Source organism: Mesorhizobium sp. M7D.F.Ca.US.004.01.2.1 (assembly GCF_003997785.1).
Lineage (GTDB): Bacteria > Pseudomonadota > Alphaproteobacteria > Rhizobiales > Rhizobiaceae > Mesorhizobium > Mesorhizobium loti.
Window position 1 is genome coordinate 61,153 of sequence record NZ_RZRQ01000003.1, and the last position, 16,497, is coordinate 77,649.

General features: G+C 60.0%; 14 protein-coding genes. 7 read left to right on the forward strand and 7 right to left on the reverse strand.

What is annotated here, in order from left to right; all coding sequences use genetic code 11:
- Positions 1-227 precede the first annotated feature (227 nt).
- Entirely contained in the window at positions 228-1,631 is a 1,404-nt protein-coding gene (locus tag EN993_RS01815) for a PLP-dependent aminotransferase family protein (RefSeq protein WP_127262223.1), read from the reverse strand.
- Between the two features lie 108 nt (positions 1,632-1,739).
- Between EN993_RS01815 and EN993_RS01820 the strand changes: the two genes are divergently transcribed.
- The 7 genes from EN993_RS01820 to EN993_RS01850 all read left to right on the forward strand — a co-directional run bounded on the left by EN993_RS01820 (position 1,740) and on the right by EN993_RS01850 (position 9,761).
- Positions 1,740-2,657: an NADP-dependent oxidoreductase gene (locus tag EN993_RS01820; RefSeq protein WP_127262224.1), complete on the forward strand. Its 918-nt coding sequence runs from the start codon at positions 1,740-1,742 to the stop codon at positions 2,655-2,657.
- Positions 2,658-3,109: 452 nt separating this feature from the next.
- Complete coding sequence (locus tag EN993_RS01825) at positions 3,110-4,591, forward strand: aspartate aminotransferase family protein (RefSeq protein WP_245468593.1); 1,482 nt, start codon at positions 3,110-3,112, stop codon at positions 4,589-4,591.
- A gap of 36 nt (positions 4,592-4,627) precedes the next feature.
- On the forward strand, positions 4,628-6,187 hold the full coding sequence (locus EN993_RS01830; RefSeq protein ID WP_127262226.1) for a glycosyltransferase family 39 protein: 1,560 nt from the start codon (positions 4,628-4,630) through the stop codon (positions 6,185-6,187).
- A gap of 39 nt (positions 6,188-6,226) precedes the next feature.
- Positions 6,227-7,222: a UbiA family prenyltransferase gene (locus EN993_RS01835; protein WP_127262227.1), complete on the forward strand. Its 996-nt coding sequence runs from the start codon at positions 6,227-6,229 to the stop codon at positions 7,220-7,222.
- Complete coding sequence (locus EN993_RS01840) at positions 7,219-7,953, forward strand: HAD family hydrolase (RefSeq protein ID WP_109663441.1); 735 nt, start codon at positions 7,219-7,221, stop codon at positions 7,951-7,953. Before EN993_RS01835 ends, EN993_RS01840 begins: the two co-directional genes overlap by 4 nt.
- Entirely contained in the window at positions 7,928-8,320 is a 393-nt protein-coding gene (locus EN993_RS01845) for a hypothetical protein (protein WP_127262228.1), read from the forward strand. The genes EN993_RS01840 and EN993_RS01845 overlap by 26 nt, the downstream gene beginning before the upstream one ends.
- Positions 8,295-9,761: a GMC family oxidoreductase gene (locus EN993_RS01850; RefSeq protein WP_206532334.1), complete on the forward strand. Its 1,467-nt coding sequence runs from the start codon at positions 8,295-8,297 to the stop codon at positions 9,759-9,761. Before EN993_RS01845 ends, EN993_RS01850 begins: the two co-directional genes overlap by 26 nt.
- A gap of 43 nt (positions 9,762-9,804) precedes the next feature.
- On the opposite strand, the gene EN993_RS01855 is transcribed toward EN993_RS01850, so the two are convergent.
- The 6 genes from EN993_RS01855 to EN993_RS01880 all read right to left on the reverse strand — a co-directional run.
- On the reverse strand, positions 9,805-10,821 hold the full coding sequence (locus tag EN993_RS01855) for a lysylphosphatidylglycerol synthase transmembrane domain-containing protein (protein ID WP_109663448.1): 1,017 nt from the start codon (positions 10,819-10,821) through the stop codon (positions 9,805-9,807).
- Entirely contained in the window at positions 10,814-11,449 is a 636-nt protein-coding gene (locus EN993_RS01860) for a response regulator transcription factor (protein WP_109663450.1), read from the reverse strand. The genes EN993_RS01855 and EN993_RS01860 overlap by 8 nt, the downstream gene beginning before the upstream one ends.
- The gene (locus EN993_RS01865) at positions 11,449-13,155 is read right to left on the reverse strand and encodes a histidine kinase (protein WP_109663453.1); all 1,707 of its coding nucleotides are present in this window, start codon (positions 13,153-13,155) and stop codon (positions 11,449-11,451) included. The genes EN993_RS01860 and EN993_RS01865 overlap by 1 nt, the downstream gene beginning before the upstream one ends.
- Positions 13,156-13,506: 351 nt before the next feature.
- Complete coding sequence (locus tag EN993_RS01870; RefSeq protein WP_127262229.1) at positions 13,507-15,216, reverse strand: SulP family inorganic anion transporter; 1,710 nt, start codon at positions 15,214-15,216, stop codon at positions 13,507-13,509.
- 99 nt (positions 15,217-15,315) lie between these two features.
- On the reverse strand, positions 15,316-15,573 hold the full coding sequence (locus tag EN993_RS01875) for a helix-turn-helix transcriptional regulator (protein WP_109663459.1): 258 nt from the start codon (positions 15,571-15,573) through the stop codon (positions 15,316-15,318).
- A 282-nt stretch (positions 15,574-15,855) separates the two neighbouring features.
- On the reverse strand, positions 15,856-16,497 hold a 642-nt coding region (locus tag EN993_RS01880; protein WP_164757512.1), incomplete at its 5' end, for a phosphatase PAP2 family protein.

The following is a 16,497-nucleotide window of genomic DNA, read 5'->3' on the forward strand; positions in this document are numbered from 1 at the left end:
TGCCGTTGATAAGCGAGGGCGAAGTGGCGGCCATGAAGCTCGAATGAAAACTGGCGCCTCGGCGCCGCTCCGCCGAGACGTTCGCCAACAGCCGATGGACCGTCATTCGTCGGCGAGGATCGCCAACTCGAACTCGTATTGCGGCCACGGCCGTGTCCCCAAACCAAGGGGCAGGAGCAGTCCATTGCAGGATCGGCCCCTACAAGGATCGCCGAGCGCAAGTGGCGTTATTGCGCCGCTTCCGCGAGCTGCCGGCAATACTGTGGAAGCCGACCCGTATCCAAGTTGGTCACGCCGAGCAGGAGCCCCTGCCATGGGGGTGATCGGACGCACCATTGAGAGAGAGGCGACGGTGCCAAGCCGAACGAGCGGGCGCGGCGGGCGATCTCCACGTCCGACAGAGAGGCGGTTGTCGAGACAATCACGGCCAAGCCAGCGGTGGCTTCGACTTTCAGCGACTCCGACCCGACCTGTGCGAGGCCCTCGAGCAGGGCCTGCCGCCGAGACGCGTAGAGGCGCTTCATGCGCCGCAGATGCCGAATATAGTGCCCCTCGCGCAGGAACTCGGCCACCGCGCCTTGGAGCGCTAGGGCTGGAGCCGGCGCCAGGCAGGCGCATACGTCACCGAACCGGCCAGTCAGTTCGATGGGCGCAACGACGAACCCGAGGCGCAGAACTGGGCTGATCGTCTTGCTGAAGCTGCCAATATGCAGGACCCGTCCACCGTGATCGAGCGAAGCGAGCGCTGGAGCCGCCCGGCCGGTTAGCTGCAGCTCGCTCAGATAATCGTCCTCGATGATCCAGGCCTCGCTCCGCTGAGCCCAAGCGAGCAACGCAAGCCTGCGGCTCAGCGACATCGTCATCCCGAGCGGCGCATGTTGCCCTGGCGTGACGATCGCCAGCGCTGCGTCCTGAGCGCTCCGGACGCCGGAAGCGACATCCAGGCCTTCGGCGTCGACCGGAACGGCCGTCACGGTGATGCCGGCCAGGTCGAGCGCTTTGCGTGTGATCGGGAAGCTCGGATCCTCGATCAAGGCCCGCGATCCCTCGACCTGCAGCGCGCGCACCGCCAGACCGATCGCCCCGGAATAGCCTGCAGCGATGAACACCTGGGCGGGACTGCACCGAAGACCCCGCGCGATCCCGACATAGGCCGCGATCTCCTTTCGCAGCTGCGGGTCACCCCGGGGATCGGGATAGCTGACCGGCGCGGCCGCTGCCCGCCGCGCCGCTCGCGCGAAGATGCGCGACCACAGCTTGAACGGAAAGGCGTCTTGCGAGGGCACGCCCATCTGGAAAGGCAGGGGCGGCGTTCCATAGGTATGGAACAGTTCCGGCAGCGGCGGCACGTCTGGCGACCACAACGGCGCCGACGAAGGCGACGGGCCCTCGGCGACGCGGGTGCCCGCCGCGCCGGCGCCGACCGCGAACTGCTCGTCGATGAGGCGCTGGTACGCGACGCGTACGGTGCCGCGCGAGACGCCGAGCTGAGCGGCCATGTCAAGCCAGGAAGGCAGCTTTGCTCCCGGGTCCAGCCGCCCGGTCTCGATGGCGTCCCGGACTGCCCGGTAGATCTGCGTCGCCAGCGGCGTCCTTGCGGCGCGGTCGAGATGGATGGGCACAGCGGCCATGGCGCGATGGTACCATCATTCCCGCCAATCTTGGTCCTGTTTCATGACCGGACCCGGACATATCTACCGGCCATCGCCACGTGACAAATGACCGAGGAGACAGTTCCGATGAAGGCAATCGCAGTAACGGATCAGGCCGCGGGAACGGCCGGGATGAAGCTGACCGAGCGGCCCGAGCCGCAGGCAGCGATAAACGACGTCGTCGTTCAGGTTCATGCGTCTGGATTTGTCCCGACTGAGCTGATGTGGCCCTCGACCTGGACCGATCGCGTCCACCGTGACCGGACGCCATCGATCCCCGGGCACGAACTGGCCGGAGTGGTCACCGCCCTCGGCTACGGCACAACGGGACTGTCGGTGGGCCAGCGCGTGTTCGGTCTCGCCGATTGGTATCGCGACGGCACCCTGGCGGAGTATCTTGCCATGGAGGCGCGCAACCTCGCGCCACTGCCGGGCGACGTCGACTTCACGGTGGGCGCGAGCCTGCCGATCTCGGGCCTGACCGCGTGGCAGGGACTGTTCCAGCACGGCCGCCTTCAGGCGGGGCAGAGCGTCCTTGCGCACGGCGCGGCCGGCGCAGTCGGTTCGATGGTGACGCAACTCGCACGTGAGGCCGGCGCCTACGTCATCGGCACCGGACGCGCCGCCGACCGTCAGAAGGCTCTCGACTTTGGCGCGAACGAGTTCGTCGACCTCGATAACGACGCCCTGGAAGACGTCGGCAACGTCGATCTGGTGTTCGATGTCATCGGCGGCAACATACAGAAGCGGTCCGCAGGCCTGATTCGAGCCGGCGGAACACTGGTGACCGTCGTCGGGCCGCCCGACGCGCGGCCCGCCAATGGCCTGGCGGTCGACTTCGTTGTCGAGTCCGATCGTGCTCAACTAACTGAGATCGTCCAGCGGGTGCGGGACGGACGACTGCGGACGAACATCAGCAACATCTCGACCCTCGACGATGCCGTTTCCGCCTTCAACCCGACCAAGCGACGTTCGGGGAAGACGATCATCCGCGTTCGTCAGTAAGCGACACGCGCCTATCGATGCACGCGGCCGGCCGGCGCTGTCCAGCTGTCCAGATCGGCCGGCTGCGTCCTATCAGACGCGCCGGTGGCAACTTGGGAAACTACCCATGGCCCTGGCGCGGCTCTACGACCGAGATAAGGCGCAATGCGGTCGTTCACGTCGCGCCGTGCGTGAGTCAGCTCGGAGTCAAAAGTTGACGTTCAACCGGCGGACACCTTGTACCAAGTGGCCACCGGCCCGCAAATCCCGGCTGCTACTCCGTCTCCGGTTTCCCCTTCAGCTGCGCCCGTGCGTCGCGGATCGAGGCGCCAATGAGGGCCAACGATCTTTGGCGGGCGATCATGGCCGCCGGCTCTATAAAGCCAGATCTATATAATTCGTTAAATAGCCGAGCGCTTCTGCTCATGGTAATATTCTAAATTGCCGGATGCTTGGGAGTATGAAAATTGAATATGATCCGTGTTGCGGAGGCGCAAAATAGTCCCGAAATCAACAATGAAAGATCATTGCTTTCCCTTGAACAGAGCTTTGACCTCGACAATAATTCGGCAAATAGACTCTATTCCGAACATTTGAATAAATATATGCTTCAGCTCTTCGATATCCTTGGACTGAAGGATATGGATATGAAGGGCGCGCGGGGAGTCGAGATCTGGCTGAATGATGGCCGTACGCTCCTCGACTTTTCCGCGGGTCTCGGCGTGCTGGGCCTCGGGCACAACCATCCGCGCATTATTGAGGCGGAGCGCAAATGCCATGAGCGCAAGATCGTCGACTGCATCAAGGTCGCGCCGCACAAATTGCAGGGCGCGCTTGCGTATAACCTGTCGCGATTCCTGCCGGCGCCATTAGCCGTCTCATTTCTCGCAGTCTCAGGCGCCGAAGCGAATGAGGCAGCAATGAAGCTGAGCGAGCGCGTGCAGACTCCCAAAGGCAAGAAGAAATTCCTCTGCATGCAGGGCGCGTTTCACGGCAAAACCCACGGGGCGCTCTCCCTAACGACCGCGACCGACGTGCAATCGGGATTCCTTTTGGGCGTGCCGAAGGAAAACGTCATTTATGCCAGGTATGGCGACATCGGTTCACTGCGAGAGGCGATCAGCGCAGAGACGGATGGCAGCGGCGGCAATTCTATTATTGCCGCGATCGTCGAGACAATTCGGGGTACCTCCTGCGAAATCCCTCCCGCTGGTTATTTGACCGAATTCGTTCAGCATTGCCGGGACAACGATATCCTGTCCATCTTCGACGAGGTAAAGGTCGGCATGGGGCGAAGCGGCAGGTTCTGCGCTTTCCAGCATGAGGCTGCCGTTCCCGACATCGTGACGCTTGCCAAGACCCTCGGCGGCGGCAAACGGGAGGTGGCTGCCATGGTCACCTCGCAAGTTTTGTTCGATCGGGCTTACGGCAACAAACAGGATTGCAATCTGCACAGTTCCAGCTTCAGCGGACTTGGCGAAAGCTGCGCCGTCGCGATTGAGACGCTTAATATCCTGCAAGACGAGCGGTTAATCGAAAACGCCGAGAGGATGGGTGACTACCTGTCCAAGGGCCTTCAGCGGCTGAAAACAAAGCACCCGAAACACGTTCTCGATGTGCGCGGACGCGGAATGTTTCAGGCGATCCGTTTGAACTTTCATCAAGGCCTGGCGGAAAAGCTGGTGGACATCGATAGAAATCCGCTGTTCCAGACCTATCAGACGGTGTTGATCGGCGCTCTTGTCCGCGAGCTCTACGACCGGCACGACATTCTGGTGCATTTCCAGCCGGGCGCGCGGGACATCCTGCATTTCATGCCGCCCTTTGTTGTGCGGGAAAAGCAAATCGACAAGCTCATCGCGGCGCTGGACGACATTCTTTCCCGAGGACTGGGCGATGCGACTGTTCGCTTCGTAGCGAAAAACATAAAGCGCGTCTTCAAGGGCATCGCCTGAAGGCGGCGCGCAGAGTCTGCGATGGGGGCTTAGACCATGGATGGTTACATCCTCAATTCGACCGAGAGCCGCTGGACATCAGGTATCGGTCTTGGGAGTCGGCTCTATTGGGCCGGCGTGGCTTTCTTTTCGCTGGCTTCGCTTGTTCTATTTCTGATCAACACACGCTACGGCATCGGAATATATCCCGACAGCTTGCGCTATATGGGGATCAGCGAGCGGCCCTACGATGCACCGCTCTATGCATGGCTGCTGACAGGAGTTTCCGCGACCGGGGTCGACCTGCCAGTCGGAGCAAAAGCAATCGGTCTATTCTTCGTCTGTGCGAACACGATCCTGATCTGGCATCTGCTGGTGCGGGCTAGCGGCAAATACATCTATGCCGCCGCTGGGACCGCGATCATCACGCTTGCCCCTCAGTTCGTGACGCTTCATTCCCTTGCGATGTCAGAACCGCCGTTCCTGTTTTTCCTCCTGGTCACCGTGCTTGCGCTGCTACGCTATTTCGAGACCGACGACAGGACATGGCTGAAGGCAAGCGCCGTCCTGCTCGGTCTTACGACGCTCGTGCGCTTCACCGCGCCGCCGCTTGGCGCAGCGATCGCTGTATGCCTTCTTCTCAATCCTCGACACACATTGTCCCGCCGCTTCGTCGACGCCACTATTTTCGCGGTGGTGAGCACGGCGATCTTCCTCTGCTGGGTGGTGATGAGTGAGGTCATCGCCGACCGTTCCATTGGTCGCGCACTCTGGTTTTACGGCAATATGGGGGCCAGCGAGTGGCTGAAAAGCCTTGGGGCGATGACGGCATGGCTGCTGCCCGACGAGGTGCCTTTCTCAGCCCGCGTTTTGTTGCTTAGCGCATTTGCTGCCGCCGCCGCCTACCTGACTTTCCGTCAGGCCCGTGTAACGCTGCTGCACGCGGGACAGGCCAAGGCGAGCGATGCTCTGCTGCCCACCCTTTTCGGACTGTTTTTCTTCTTTTACCTGGGTTTCATGGTTCTTTCGACTTCGGTTGAAGCGAATCTGTCTTTGAGTGGCCGCTACGCCTTTCCGGTCTACGTGACCACCGTTCTGATGCTCACCATCGTTCTAGCCCATGTTGACGACGCCAAGGGGATGGTGAAGCTGCTCCATTACGGGCTTGTCTGCTTCGCCGTTCTGGTGTTCGGCGGCCACGCGATCCGCACGGCCGTGCGATCGTCCGAGGCGTATCGTTCGGGGGTCGGCTATGCCAGCCGCGAATGGGCGAACTCCCCGACAATGCAGGCGCTGCGACAACTGCCGGCGGATGCATCGATCTACAGCAATGGGGCCGACGTCATCGCCTATGTGCTGAGACGAGAATCCCATTCCCTTCCGGAACGCATACAGTTGCGAACGGGCCGCGACAACCCAGCCAATCCGTACGAGAGACAGCTGCAAACGCTGCGCGACAGTCTGACCAAAGAGCATTCCTATGTTGCGATCTTCGACGCCATCGACTGGCGTTTCTATCTCGTCAGCGAAGCCGAACTGAAACAGCATCTTTCGCTCGTCACCGTCGCAACCGAGGCAGATGGCCGTATCTACGTGATGCCCAAAACGACCAAGTGACACTCGTGTCGCAGGCACCGAAAACCGGAGGGCAAACCCATGTACGCAGACGGATGTAAACCAGCTGCCGCGATCTCACCGCCCCGGGCAAGCCTTAAGGAATATCTGGCAATTGCCCGCTTCGACCATGCGACCAAGCACGTCTTCATCCTGCCAGGGGTAATCGTCGCCTATGCCTTGCGTGAACCGCCGCTAGATCACGCGGCAGGGGCCATCGCGGTTGGATTCTTGAGCGCGGTTGCCATCGCCTCGGCGAACTACGTCCTGAACGAATGGCTCGACCGAGAATTCGATGCCTTTCATCCAACCAAACGCACGCGCAGCGCCGTGCTAAGTTCGCTGTCGCCGCACTTGGTCTATCTGCAGTATTTCCTTTTCGCGTCGGTCGGCCTTCTGCTCGCCACGACGGTTGGAACATCATTTTTCTACACCTCCGTCATCTTTTTGATTTCGGGGCTGACCTACAACGTGAAACCCCTTCGATCGAAGGATCTGCCTTATCTGGATGTAATTTCGGAGTCCGTGAACAATCCAATCAGACTGACACTAGGCTGGACGATGATTGACCACGCGGCACTCCCACCGAGCAGTCTGCTTTTAGGCTATTGGGCTGCCGGCGCCTTCCTCATGGGGGCAAAGCGGCTTTCCGAATACCGGGACATTACCAGTAGCGGGAATGTGGATTTGCTCCAGCGCTACCGCCGATCGTTCCGTTTCTACACCGCCGAGAACCTGACGGTCTCCTGCTTTCTTTACGCCATGATGGCAGCATTTTTTATTGCGGTCTTCCTGACCAAATACCGGCTCGAATACATATTGGCTCTACCCTTTCTCGCGATCCTGTTCGCATCCTATCTGTGGCTTTCCTTGTTGAAGAATTCCATAGCGCAGCGGCCTGAAAGAATGTTTCGATCGCGCCGGCTGATGGCGTCGCTGATCCTGGCAGTGATGGCGATATTCATCTTGTCGTTCGTTGATTTGCCGTGGCTTTACGATCTGTCGGCGCCCAGCTTCAAACCTGTCGACATGCAATGAGAAAGCCCGACCAGTCCATCATATGGAGTGACATCGATCTCGTGATCTTCGACATGGACGGGACCCTCTACAATCAGCGGCGTCTCAGGACGCGCATGGCGCTGAATTTGCTGCACGCCGCCATGCGGACAAGAAGCCTCAAGACATTGAATGTTCTGCGCACATTCCGGCAATGCAGGGAAGCGCTGGCGGAGCAAGTGCAGACCGATTTCGTGGATCGCCAGTTTGAAGACACGGCGATGCGATGCGGCTGTTCTGAGGTGTACGTTCGCGAAGTTGTCAACGAATGGGTCGAGCGACGCCCTCTCGCCTATCTCGGCGCCTGCCGCTATTCGGGGGTCGAGGGACTTTTCGATGCTCTGCACCGCTCAGGTCGGACGATTGCCGTGTGTTCCGACTATCCCGCCATTGAGAAGCTCAAGGCTCTGGCGCTTAAGGCGGACTTTGTAGTCAGCGCCGCAGACGACGACGTGCGAAGGATAAAGCCCGACCCCGCCGGGCTGCGCAAGATACTTGGTGCGACCGGTGTGGATCCGAGCCGCTCGCTGATGATAGGCGACCGCTTTGACCGCGATTGGGCGGTGGCAAACCGTGTCGGCATGCCCGCCATCATAAGATCCACGCGCAGGGACCCGCGATGCAGGACTTTCCAGTCTTATCACGATGCGCTGTTCCAGCCCGTGGTGCAGTCGCTGGAGAAAAGCGGTGCATTCACCCCTTCCGAGTTTTGAAAAATGTGTCCAGGCCATCGCGGACACCTTGATCCGCCAGGAACTGCCCTCGCGGGAAACTCCCGAAATCGCTGAGGCCATCGGGATCTATGTATTGGCGGCGCATGCGGGCATGCCGGACTACCTCCGTCTGGCCTTTCGTATCCTGACCCTCGTATTCGATGCCTGGTCCTTCCCGGTCGCCGGAAAGCCCTTTCATCAGCTGAGCCCTGACCGTCGCGCGGATCAGTTGAGGCATTGGCAATTTTCACGTCTGAAGATCCGGCCCGCGCTAATCTCCTTCTACCGGACCTTGACGTTCTTTGGGCTCTATTCTGAACTCTACAAGCAGGACGTGGAATGTGGATCGCATCGTGAACACAACTGAGCCTGTCACGAGCCAAATGACGGCTGACATCGTGGTCATCGGTTCCGGGCCCGGCGGCGCGGTGACCGCGACCTTGTGTGCGGAAGCGGGCAAATCAGTGCTTCTGGTCGAAGAAGGCCAAAACTTGTCGCTTCAGTCGGTCCCGCATTTTTCAAAGGAAGAGTTGCTTGTCAAATATCGAAATGCCGGTATCTGCATAGCCTTTGGTCCGTCAAAAATTGCTTATGTCGAAGGTCGGTGCGTTGGCGGCGGCAGCGAGATCAACCGTGGCCTCTATCACCGCGCGCCGGAACATTTGCTCGATCAGTGGCGGGCCATCTTCAAAGTCGGGGACTTGTCTCTCGACCGGCTGATGCCCCACTTCGTTGCCTGCGAGAACACCGCCAGGATCGAATATATTCCCGGCGAGACGCCCCCTATTTCGACGCGGTTGCGCGACGGGGCTGCCCGTCTTGGGTGGCAGGCGACTGAGGCGCCTCGTCTGTTCCGGTACGACGGCGCAGGAAAATCAGGTCGAAAACAATCGATGTCGGAAACCTTCGTTCCGCGATTTCTCAAAGCAGGCGGCCGTCTGATCGCGGACACCCGTGCGACCCGACTGATGCGTTCAGGGGGCAAATGGTGCGTGAAAGCATTGCATGCGCCGCCAAACGGCCCATCACAAAGGATAGAAATCTCAACTGATCGGATCTTCATTGCTTGCGGAGCGGTTCAGACACCCGCCCTTCTGCGACGTTCCGGTTTGACCAAAAATATTGGCAATTCTCTATATTTCCACCCGATGCTGAAGGTCGTCGCGCAGTTTGATGGGGATGTGAACAATCCGGACGATCCCGATCCCGTTCATCAAATCAGGGAATTTGAGCCTTGGTTCGGCATGGGATGCTCTATCAGCAAACGGCCGATGCTCGGTCTCGCAATGGCAAATCATGCCGGGCACTTCGCGGAAATCGATCAGCACTGGCGTCGCATGGGGATATATTATGTGCAGGCAGCGAGCGGAAGGGCGACGGTGCGCAACCTGCCGTTTTTTCGCGATCCGTTGGTGAGGGTCTGGCAAAATGAGGCGGATCTCGGAAAACTCGCCGATGGCCTAAAGCGATTGGCCGAGGCGCTATTTGCCGCTGGCGCTGTCGCTGTCTATCCGAGTGTTCCGGGCTATCCGGTGCTCCGTTCCATGGAAGATGTCCGAAAACTTCCCGCTACGTTTGCCGGCAGCGATGGCAGCATGACCTCGGTGCACGTATTTTCATCATGTCCGATGGGTGGAAACGACGCCATTTGCGCGACGGATTCGTTCGGCCGCGTTCGTGATGCTGATGGACTTTATATCGCCGACGCGTCCCTCTTGTGCGGGCCGACGATCGTCAATCCTCAGGGCACCGTCATGGCCATCGCCCATCGCAACGCGACACACGCCGTTGAAAGCCGATTTAACTGAATTGATATTGCAGTTCGCTGACCGATCCCGTTCCAGATGCAGATCAGCCCGAGGTCTGGATTTTGCTTGAAGCATCTGGTTTCTGCGTCGCCGCCGACAACAGCCACCCGATTCCAAAGAGAGCTGTAGGCGCCCACAGAATAAGATGGGCCAGCAACACGACGGCCGCCGCCATTGGGGTGTCCACCCCTGCGAGCGTGAAGGCCTGAAGCCCAAAGAATTCAAACGGACCGAAATGCCCCGGGAGACTCGGCACAAGCGTGCCGAGCGTGCTGAAAGCGAAGGCCAGAGAGGGTTGCAACAAGGCATCGGTTGATCCGCCTAAGCTGACCCAAACCCCAAGAAAAACACCACTTTCCAAAAGCCACAAGGCAAATGACATAACCGTGAGCATGCTTAGGCGGCGCCATGAGCTAATTTGTGCGATTGCCTCCGATGCGGCCCGCAATGCAGTGATCAGAACAATGATGGGACCGAAGTTGACCCGCCGGAATAATTTTTCGAGCAAGCGGTAACAAAGCGCCGGGGCAAATAGCACCCCCAATCCACCGCTAAGCGAGAGAATGAGCAAAAGCTGGAAATTCCACACCAATGCGGGTGAAGCAGTGAGGTCAACCAGCGCCAGTGACATCGCACCCAATAGGACGATGGTGACAAGATCGAGAATGCGCTCGATGATCATGGTGCCGATAACTGTCCCTGCCGGGATATCGAACTGGCGGCTAAACCACAGAACACGGAAACCATCCCCAACCCGCAGGGGAAGAACATCACTCATGCCGAAGCTGGCTATAAAGGGACCGACCGTAGGTTTCAACGGCAAGCGGCGACCGGTCGTCCATTGCAGCATCATCCAGAACCGGACTGCCCTCAGAAGAAAGTCAATAACAAAGGCGCAGATGGCAAAGAGGAGTGGCGCGACGGTCGCACGGCGGAGCATAGCGCCAACCTCTGCAATGTGGACATTGCGCATGGCAAGGACAACAAACGTCGCCCCAACAATCAAGCCAAGTCCAACCCTGATTATTCTGCCTGTGCGACCCTGATTGAAATCAGCCATTCGGGCTTGCCATATATTGGAGATGGAGCGCAGCAAGTGTCGTGCGATTGGTGATCTCCAGCTTGCGGTAGATGTTGTTTAGATGAATGCCGATGGTCCCTTCGGTTGTTCCCAATTTCTGTGCAATGGCTCGGTTGGACAATCCTCCGCAGATCTGTACCGCGACCTCCCTTTCGCGGACGGTCAGCAGATCGAGTTTTTGAGGGCTATCGGATGGCCCGGCGCTCGTTGCCCTGACTACTAGCTCCGGCGGCAGCCACTTCTCTCCGCTTGCGACCTGCCGCATGCAGTCCAAGAGTGCTTCGGGGGCATACTCCTTCAAGAGGATGCCACACACACCCATTGATATTGCGTCCGCGATCTGGCGGCCTGTCAGAGTCGCGGTGAGGAAAATTACCTTCACCGGCAACCGCCCTTTAAAAACGGTTCGCTGGATCTCCAGTCCGCCAACATCCGGCATGGAAACATCAAGCACGGCCAGATCGGGTCGGAGATCGCTAATGAGCGACAACGCTTGCGCCCCGCTCGCCGTTGCCGCCAACACATTGAAATCCGGCGCGGTTTTCAGCAGACCCTGCAATCCGCGAAGCAGCAAAGGGTGATCGTCAGCGAGGACAACCGAATACATTATCGCGCTACCTGGCCCAGGGGCAATGCAATGCGCAGGCTCAGTCCCGGCGACGCGCCGCAGATTGTCAGGTTACCCTTGAGTTCGCTAACCCGCGCGCACAGCGACAAGGGCCGTTTCGGTTCGACATCAGTTGCCATTCCCGATCCGTTGTCGGAAATTTCGAGCTCAACGCCGGAATCGGCACGAACAAGCTCAATCCGCACTTGCGTTGCCTTCCCATGCCGGACGGCGTTGGCGGTGGCCTCAGAGACGAGCTGCATGATTTCATGCTGCATGGATTTTGGAACTTCGAGGTCCGGCGGATCGAGGGTAGCCTCGATCCGGCAATCCCATTGCTGCCTCAGAAGCTTTGTTAGACCGGGCAGCGCCCGGCAGAGCGGCGCCTCATCATATTGGTGGACGGAGCGCTGGTCATCGACATATTGCCGGATGCGCTGTTGCAAATTGAAAACGAGCGTATTCACATCGGCCACGTTAGCTTTTGGTTCCTTGGGAACGGATTTGGCGATGAGCTTGAGTTTCAGGCTAGCGGCAGTGAGATCCTGCAGGATGCTGTCATGGAGGTCGCGCGCGAGCCTCGCGCGCTCTTCAGCGCGGGCCGCCTCGGTTGTTTGCTGCATCAGCGCGAGACGCCCTAGTTCCGATCTGAATCGCATAGCGATGATTTCAGTGAGCGAACCGCATTCGTCGGGATGACAGGCCGGATCGATGACGAAAACCCGGCCGCGATACCGCACGCTGGAGAATGCGGCCGAGCAGATATATTTGAAGGGCGTGCGAACTTCCGCCGCCAGTTCCGGCAGGTCGCGGAAAATTCCTGCTACTTCGGCTTCGATGACCGGCGCCGTTCCGCTTCGGTCGAGATCGGGCATCGGCGGTTCCGGATCGTGTTGGTTCCAGAAAACCGCGTCCCGAACATCGATCAGCCGCAAATCGCCCTGCAGCCAATAGGCGACGCTGCCGATATCCTCCTCCTGATCCCGCCAAACGACCACCAGGCGAGGGTCACCCATTACGTCGGCCGCGTGATTGAAAAGGCCGTAGAGCCATGACAGTCGATCGCCAGTAATTGCATCGAACGGCCAATGGGCAAGCTGCGTCAGACGCTGGCGGTGGTGCTCACGATAAGCGCCGAAATAGCCGAGCATAACGGCCGCAACCATGAAATAAGTCGCACGCATGATAAATACATTAAGTTCGGACGGACCGCCGTTCTCCAGATCGGGCACACCGATAATGACCAGAACGACCTGCAGAACGACAGCGCCCAAGAAAGCTCCCCTCAGTCCCCAGCGCAGGGTCATGGCAAGTAAGATAAAAGGCAGGAAGGAAAAGAACGGACTTGTGAGTTCGTCCGTCAAAAAAGCGAGACAGCCAAGTATTACGGCATCGATGAGGTGAACGAGGAGGTGGACTGGGCTGCCAAGAGACTTCCGAAACGGAAATACCACCAAAAGCAGGGAAAGGACCATGTAGAGGCCAAGAACCACCTGCGATTCAAACAAAAACGACGCTGGGTCGGTGGGATCAAGATAGATCGCCAGGACAGCGAATAGCGCGGTGACCAAGCGGCCGATGTTGATCAACGCTTCGGGATCTGATGCCAGCAGGAAGTTTCTGGCCGATCTCCCAATCCTCATTGGACGAACGGCCAAGCCGGCGCGCTTCGTCTGAGTAACAAAGCCAAAATCGAGGCTTGCCATGCAAACTCCTTGTCGAAGTACCGTGCATCGCGGCCGGGGGGGCGACCGTCAATAAGCGTGCAAGCGAGTTTGGCATCACTGCGCAAGCTATTGCATCACCTCCGGCGCGAACGGAACGAACACGCCGATGCAGGAACTGGACAAGGAAGAATAAGGCACCCACGGAGTCGTTGCACCATACCAATATGTGGTAGTCCGCTATTCAATCAGCACGAGTCGCTTTGCGGTCACTACTATTGTTCTCGCAATCGCGACCTTCAGCGTGGTGGGCGGCAATGTCTGCTTTCAGGCAGCGGTAAAGCTGATATCTACGGCTGATAAGAGGCGCAAAGCGGTCGTTCAAGCCGCGCCCTACTCCGTCTCCAGCTTCCCTTTCAACTGCGCCCGTGCGTCGCGGATCGAGGCGGCATAGGTCACCAGCGGACGCTTGACGCCATGATTGATCAGCATGCGCCGTATCTGGGGCGCGGCACCCGATATGATGAAGCGGACACCGGCGCGCTTCGCCTTGTGGGCGGCGCCCTCGATGACATTGGCCGCCGTCGAATCGAAGAACGGTACGGCCGAACAGTCGAGGATGAAGTTCTTGCGCTGGTCGGCAATGCGGTCGAGCACGGTGCCGACGGTCGACGCAGCGCCGAAGAAGAAGGCGCCCGAAATGCGGTAGACGACGGTGTCGGCATCGGTCGCCTCGCTGGAATCGTAGGCGTTGCTGCTGTCGGCGACATCCTCCTGCACCAGCGGCTGATCGGCCTCGACGGCAATGCTCTTGGACATGCGGTCGATGAACAGGATCGACCCCAGCACAAAGCCGACGACGATCCCTTCGGTGAGGTCGCGGAAGACGACGATCAGGAAGGTTGCCATCAGCACCAGCGCATCGCCGCGCGAAGCGCGCAACAGGGTGGCGAAGGCCTGTTTTTCGAACATGTTCCAGCAGACGACCGCCAGCACGCCGGCAAGGGCGGCGAGCGGGATGTAGCTGGCCAGCGGTGCCGCCACCAGCATGAAGACAAGCAGGAACAGCGAATGCAACATGCCCGAGATCGGCCCATGTGCGCCGGCCCGCACATTGGTGGCGGTGCGGGCGATGGTGCCGGTGGTGCAGATGCCGCCGAACAGAGCCGAGGCGATATTGGCGAAGCCTTGCGCCACCAGTTCGCAATTTGAACGGTGCCGCCGGCCCGTCATGCCATCGGCGACAACCGCCGACAGCAGCGATTCGATCGCACCGAGCAGCGCAAAGGCGACGGCGTCCGGCAGCACGGCGATCGCCTTGTCGAGGCTGAGCGCCGGCAGTGCCGGAAACGGCAGGCTGCGCGGAATGCCGCCGTAACGCGTGCCGATCGTTTCCGCCGGCAGCGCCAGCAGCGCCACCACCAGCGAGGCCAGGCCGACGGCGATCAGCATGCCCGGCCAGCCCGGCCGCCAGCGTTTCACCGCGACAATGGTGACGATGGTCAGCACCGCCACCAGTGTCGCCGAGATGTTGAGCGTGCCGGCCGCCTCACCGATCGCCATCAGCTTCGGCAGAAGCGGTCCGGGCTCGGTGCCTGCAAGCTTCAACCCGAACAATTCGACGATCTGGCCGGAGAAGATGATGATCGAGATGCCGGCGGTGAAGCCGACCGTCACCGGATAGGGGATGAATTTGATGTAGGTGCCGAGCCTCAGATAGCCGATCGCGAGCAGGAAGACGCCCGACATCATCGTTGCCAGCAGAAGACCGTCGACACCTTCGCGCTGAACCGTTGCCGCCACCAACACGATGAAGGCGCCAGCGGGTCCGCCGATCTGGAAACGGCTGCCCCCAAGCGCGGAGACGATGAAGCCGCCGACGATGGCGGTGAACAGGCCGCGCTCCGGCGTCACCCCCGACGCGATGGCGATCGCCATCGACAGCGGCAGTGCGACGATGGCGACGGTCAGGCCGGCCATGAAGTCGGCCTTGAACTGCGGCAGGCGGTAACCTTCGCGCCAGACCGTCACCAGTTTTGGCGTGAACAGTTCGTAAAATGTCGGCCTCGCCGGATGGTGGCTTGCCGGATGGCTCTGGTCCATGAATGTGCCTTCCGCTCCGTGAAGGCGGCGGGATCGTCGGCAGGAACGTCGGCGGTCGCGTCGCGACTTATGTGTGCCGACTCGGGTTGCGGGAGAGGCTTAGCGCGGCACGGTCTGCTTGAGGCGCACGCCCCTGCCACCGCGCTCGCTGGTCTGGTTCTCGCCGATCAATTCCACCCCGGCCTCGTCAAGGGCCTGGATGACCTTCATCAGCGTGTCGACCACGCCCCTGACCACGCCATCACTCGCCTCCATGCGCTGGATAGTCGGAAGCGAAACGCCGGCGCGCTCGGCGAGCGTCTTTTGATCGATGCCGGCCAGCGCCCTTGCGGCGCGCATCTGCGCGGCAGTGATCATCGGCCAAAACCCCCGTCTGAGTCTGCGGTATCAACGTATAATACAGTCATGATGATGTTTCAACCATCATAATGCATATATGAAACATGTACCCTCTCGGGAAACCGGATGGCGGGGAGCAAGACAGGCATGCTAGGCTGGTCATTGCCGGGAAGATATCGAGGCAGCCTTCCCTCGGGGTGAGCAGTTGAAGATTTCCAGAGCTTGGATGACATCGGCAGCCTTGCTGTCGGTGGTTTTGCTGTTGACGGGTTGCGGGCACGGGCTGATCAACCGGCTGATCTAATCTCCAGTCTCGCTGTCGCCGTCCAGGCGCTGCCCGCGCCATCGCTGCCACGCCCAGGCCATGAGCCAGCACAGCATCGCCCAGACGAAGCCGGCGCACCAGCCGGCCAGCACATCCGATGGCCAGTGCACACCAAGATAGATGCGGCTGATGCCGACCAGCAGCGTCGTCAGCACCGCCAGCGACAGCACATAGATCTTCGTCGTTCGCCCCGGCAGGAAGCGCGCTGCCAGCGCGCCGAGCGTAAGGTAGGTCACCGCCGACAGCATGGCGTGGCCGCTGGGAAAGGACAGCGAAGTTTCGTTGACGAGATGCGAGACGAGTTCGGGGCGGGGCCGGTCGATGCCGGCTTTCAGCAGGCTCGACAGCACCTGGCCGCCGGCCACCGCCACGAAGATGAAAATTGCCGTTGCCGGCCGGCGGATCAGCAGCAGATAGAGGATCGTCGCCGCCGTGATCAGCACCAGCACGGCCGAACTGCCGAGGCTGGTGATGTCACGCATCGCGCCCTCCAGCCAAAGCGGGCCGATTGGCACCCCCGGTTGACCCGGCTGACGGAAAGCGAGCAGGATTTCAGTGTCGAAAGTGTGCGGCGTGGTGGCGCGCGCCACCTCTATCAGCTCCTCGAAGCCCCACAG

Coding starts and splice junctions, on each gene's coding strand:
- EN993_RS01815 (WP_127262223.1), bottom strand. CDS start 1,631: ATGGCCGCTGTGCCCATCCATCTCGACCGCGCCGCAAGGACGCCGCTG.
- EN993_RS01820 (WP_127262224.1), top strand. CDS start 1,740: ATGAAGGCAATCGCAGTAACGGATCAGGCCGCGGGAACGGCCGGGATG.
- EN993_RS01825 (WP_245468593.1), top strand. CDS start 3,110: ATGATCCGTGTTGCGGAGGCGCAAAATAGTCCCGAAATCAACAATGAA.
- EN993_RS01830 (WP_127262226.1), top strand. CDS start 4,628: ATGGATGGTTACATCCTCAATTCGACCGAGAGCCGCTGGACATCAGGT.
- EN993_RS01835 (WP_127262227.1), top strand. CDS start 6,227: ATGTACGCAGACGGATGTAAACCAGCTGCCGCGATCTCACCGCCCCGG.
- EN993_RS01840 (WP_109663441.1), top strand. CDS start 7,219: ATGAGAAAGCCCGACCAGTCCATCATATGGAGTGACATCGATCTCGTG.
- EN993_RS01855 (WP_109663448.1), bottom strand. CDS start 10,821: ATGGCTGATTTCAATCAGGGTCGCACAGGCAGAATAATCAGGGTTGGA.
- EN993_RS01860 (WP_109663450.1), bottom strand. CDS start 11,449: ATGTATTCGGTTGTCCTCGCTGACGATCACCCTTTGCTGCTTCGCGGA.
- EN993_RS01865 (WP_109663453.1), bottom strand. CDS start 13,155: ATGGCAAGCCTCGATTTTGGCTTTGTTACTCAGACGAAGCGCGCCGGC.
- EN993_RS01870 (WP_127262229.1), bottom strand. CDS start 15,216: ATGGACCAGAGCCATCCGGCAAGCCACCATCCGGCGAGGCCGACATTT.
- EN993_RS01875 (WP_109663459.1), bottom strand. CDS start 15,573: ATGATCACTGCCGCGCAGATGCGCGCCGCAAGGGCGCTGGCCGGCATC.